This window comes from Pseudoduganella sp. RAF53_2 (assembly GCF_052113985.1).
GTDB lineage: Bacteria > Pseudomonadota > Gammaproteobacteria > Burkholderiales > Burkholderiaceae_D > Rugamonas.
In genome coordinates this window covers 1-3,995 of record NZ_JBFRDW010000575.1, presented here as the reverse complement: position 1 = coordinate 3,995, position 3,995 = coordinate 1, and the positions used below count along the sequence as shown (strand labels likewise).

Sequence of the window (3,995 nt, the reverse complement as noted above, 5' to 3'; positions counted from 1 at the left end):
GTTTGCATACACTTCCGAAACACTCTTACGTTCCTCCAGACTCATCTTTTCCCAGGCAGCACGCTCTTGCGGAGAACCGTTGGGACTAGCGGCGTCCGGTAAGCCATCAACGCTAGGCAAACGCTTGAATATCGCTTCGTACTCGCTTCGATAGTGCAGCATCATAAGTTTCGCAAAAGCTGTCCGGTTGCCTCCATGCTCAAGAGGATCCTCCATTGGTCCCAGTGCTTGAGACCAAAGGCTATCCTTTCGCCCATCCCAAAATTGCCAAACGCCGCGGCCGCTTTCCACAATCGACATAGTTCGTCGCAGTCCGGTGCCAATTCCCTGGCCTAACGCACGGTTGTCTTGAAATTTGAGTTCCGGCGAATGACAGCTCGCACAGGCAATCTTCCCATTTGAGCTGAAGCGCTGGTCGAAAAAGATCTTTTTGCCAAGCGCTGCTGCCTGAGGCAGGCCTTCATATTTGTTGGACGGATCAGCCGGCGCCTTAGGTAGCTCATCGAGACGCAAACTACGCAGGATCTCGATCTCCTTTGCAGTCCAATCGTCACGACTAATAGGAGAAGAGAGCTCGGTACCCAATACGATGTGCGCAGCCGCAGCTGATGCGACTATCGCGAGCACTCCAAGTACCTTCAAGGCCGTTTTCATCGCGCGCTCAGCTTGTCGCTCGCTTGGGGCAGCACAAGATTGAAAGTAATCTGGTCACTACCCTTATCGGCGTCAATCTTGAATTTCAACTCCCACCAGCCGGTCATGCTGAATTTAACACCATCCACGCGATATCGACCATCGGCAAGCTCAGCCGTTACGCGCGGCTTCGTTGGCAACCCATGACCATGTTGAGGCATGCCCCCATCCACTGAGATCTTCGCGCCCTTGACCGGATCGCCTGAAGCATTGGCGACTTGAAGCTCCCAGGAATGGATCTTATTAATCTCAACAGGTTCGACCAATGGTCGCACCGTCACGGAATATGCGCTGGCCGCACTTGCCTTCGACAACCGAAGATCCAAGTTCTCCGGGGGCGACATCATCGAACAACCTGTGAGCAAGCCCAGCAGCGCGCCGAGAACAAAAAGAGAATGACGAATTTTGCTAAACATGAGCTGCTCCTTAAATTTCGATGAAAGGTCAATGGCACCAACATGAACCATTATCGACGGCGGAAGAATCGCCCTACGGACAGCAATTGCAGCAACTCTGCCAAATGTTTGGGCGCTTAGCTGCTCACTCCCTCAAATCACTCACCCTGCAGCACAACGAACTAGTCCGAAGACGTCCCTTAGACTTGTTACCAGCCAGAGAACACGCCATCGTCGCGCGTTGCCCCTCATGAGGCTCATGTTGCAGGAATACAAGTCCGACGCACTCTCCTGCATGCATCATCAGAAGGTCACTCACAAGTTCATGCATCCGAGCGAGGCAGCTTCCATGCAAGCGCGTGGCGCCTCGTCGCGCACCTCAACTCGAATGGTCGTGCAATGCCATAGCCCAGACTAGTGAAACAACCCAACCGAGGAAAGTCCAACCAAGCAAAAGGTTTAACGCAAAAATCGCGCCAAATTGGGGGCTTTTTTTGTTGAGCGCCACGCCTGCGGGGATAAAGTAGAGCCCAAACAAAATTACAAAAACAAACAATCCAATCAATATATCCATTTTCCCCGGTCTCCCGCTACTTCATAGCGCTGGACACCAACGCAACACAGTAGCTCATCTAAACAACTCATCAAACGGCATTGTTCGGACCGTTCCGCTCTGAACTCTACTTGCCAGGCAACATTGTGGCGCTTGGTCATATAGAACACGGACAACATTCCTCAATGGACTGACAATCAGTTGAACAGAAGTCTCAGACCGAAATGCAACGAACCAACACCTGTCCGCATTTCGGACGAATTTGTCCCTCCTTCCCCTCGCGCGCCACCTAAATTAGCGACATGCGTTGACAAGGATTGGAAGCTTCTTAGCACAAGCCCCCGACAAGGAGTTGGCAATGAAAAGAAATTACCAGACTGGATCATCGGCGGAAGTTCGGCGCCCCAAGTGGCCTGCAGTAACACCTGCATGTAGACACGAACTACAAGCAATTGCCCTTCCCAAGAAATAGGCTTTGTTATTAAAGACGGCGACATGCGGGGGTGGCTGCGAAGGTCAGGACCCAGCACCGCCACAAGAAGGATTGAGCCGGCGTGATGTTGCAACACATCAGGACGAATTTCGAACAAATTCGACGTTCACGATTTCTGCAAGCCAGTCGCCATGCTTATGCTGATTGTGCTAGTAACAGTAAGGTTTTATCCACACCGTCGCACCACATTATTGGCTCAAATTTTTTAGAAGAATTTTAAACATGGCCATATCTGCGTTATGCATGCAGGTACCAGTACCGGAGAAATTAATGTATCGCTTAAATGAAAAATCTATTTCGGGCCTATTCTGCCTGTCCCTCTTACTTACAACTCTGCATCCAGTGCTCGCTGCTGAATCCGACTTTGCGGGCGCACAGGCTTCTCTGGGCGGCGTGTCCCAGAGCAAAGATGGAAAGATTGATAGATATCAAGCGAGATTCGGGAGGCCCCGTCCAGTCGTAGCAGTTATCGGGGAAAACAGCGCTCCCGATAGCACCACCGAGATCACCGATTTTGTTATTCCGTACGCCGTGCTGACACAGGCCGGCGTGGCCGAAACCATAGCACTCGCGACTCACACGGGGCCATTAAAAATGCGCAGAGCCTTGCAGATCCAGCCTCACGCGACCATTACACAATTTGACGAACGCTACCCCGAGGGAGCGGACTACGTCATCGTTCCAGCAGTCACAAAATTTACCAATCCGGACCTATTGAAGTGGATCCAGTCCCAAGCGACCAAAGGGTCTTCTATTGTGAGCATCTGTGATGGGGCTTTGGTTGTCGCCGAAAGCGGTTTGATGAAAGGACGCCGAGCAACCGCGCATTGGGACACCGAAGAACTGCGATTCTCCAAGTACACGGATATCAAATGGCAGAAAAATGTCCGGTATGTCGCAGACGGAAAAATCATTTCGAGCGCAGGCATAAGCGCTGCGCTCCCGACTTCCATTGCTTTGGTTGAGGCAATCGCTGGTCGCGATCGTGCGGAGTTCGTCGCGAAATCGCTCGGAGTTACGGAATGGGGAACAAAACACAATAGCGAAGTATTCCTCCCGAAACTTGGCGTGAACATGGTTGCCTTCATTACCTATCGCTACACCAACGCTTGGTTGTATCAGACCGATAGTATCGGCGTCCCGATTTCAGCCGGTATTGATGATATCGCCTTAGCTTTCACTGCAGACGCTTACTCGCGGACAGGCCGCAGTCAAGCCTACTCCGTCGCTGATAACAAAGCCGTCGTGCGAACTCGCAACGGACTTCTGATTATTCCGGACAGCACCACTTTGACTGGAGGCATCGACTTCACCTTGCCGTCATTGCAACCATTCGAAGAAGGCGCAGGCTCACGTGCGCTCGACGACGCACTGATTGGGATTTCCGACAAATATGGACGAAAGACAGCAGCCGGTGTCGCGCTTCAATTTGAGTACCCAGGGTTTGCGCAATGATGCGTCCTTGGAATTTATGACATATCGCGGAACTGCCCAGCGAAATGCACTCTGCTTCGTGCCTCCGTAAATAAGAAAACGGCGATGCCGTCCAGCACCAGAGTTCAGAACTTGACCAAAGAGCCCAATGTGAAAACTGTCGCAATCTACATCTTCGATGACGTTGAAGTCATGGACATGGCCGGCCCGTTCGAAGTCTTCAGCGTGGCAGGAGGCAATACACCCTTCTACAAGGTCTATACGGTTGCAGAGTCTATGCGACCGATTTTGGCCCGAAACCAGTTGGTGATTATCCCTCACTACACTTTCGACAATATGCCGCAGCCTGACATCTTCGTAATTCCCGGCGGACCAGGAACGAGGCGTGAAAAGCACAACCCTAAAGTCTTGGACTTCGTACGAAAGC

Annotated in this window: 5 protein-coding genes; 2 read left to right on the top strand and 3 right to left on the bottom strand. The window is 51.8% G+C overall.

What is annotated here, in order from left to right; all coding sequences use genetic code 11:
• From AB4Z11_RS25665 to AB4Z11_RS25655, 3 genes are all read right to left on the bottom strand, one after another.
• The coding region (locus AB4Z11_RS25665; RefSeq protein ID WP_442028632.1) for a cytochrome-c peroxidase at positions 1-654 on the bottom strand (654 nt) is incomplete at its 3' end.
• Positions 651-1,109 carry a FixH family protein gene (locus AB4Z11_RS25660; RefSeq protein ID WP_442028631.1) on the bottom strand — a complete coding sequence of 153 codons (459 nt, stop codon included), beginning with the start codon at positions 1,107-1,109 and terminating at the stop codon, positions 651-653. The genes AB4Z11_RS25660 and AB4Z11_RS25665, both read right to left, overlap by 4 nt.
• A gap of 358 nt (positions 1,110-1,467) precedes the next feature.
• The gene (locus AB4Z11_RS25655) at positions 1,468-1,662 is read right to left on the bottom strand and encodes a superinfection immunity protein (protein WP_442028630.1); all 195 of its coding nucleotides are present in this window, start codon (positions 1,660-1,662) and stop codon (positions 1,468-1,470) included.
• Between the two features lie 742 nt (positions 1,663-2,404).
• On the opposite strand from AB4Z11_RS25655, the gene AB4Z11_RS25650 reads away from it, so the two are divergent.
• Both AB4Z11_RS25650 and AB4Z11_RS25645 read left to right on the top strand, forming a co-directional pair.
• Complete coding sequence (locus AB4Z11_RS25650) at positions 2,405-3,589, top strand: DJ-1/PfpI family protein (RefSeq protein WP_442028629.1); 1,185 nt, start codon at positions 2,405-2,407, stop codon at positions 3,587-3,589.
• Between the two features lie 129 nt (positions 3,590-3,718).
• The coding region (locus AB4Z11_RS25645; protein ID WP_442028627.1) for a DJ-1/PfpI family protein at positions 3,719-3,995 on the top strand (277 nt) is incomplete at its 3' end.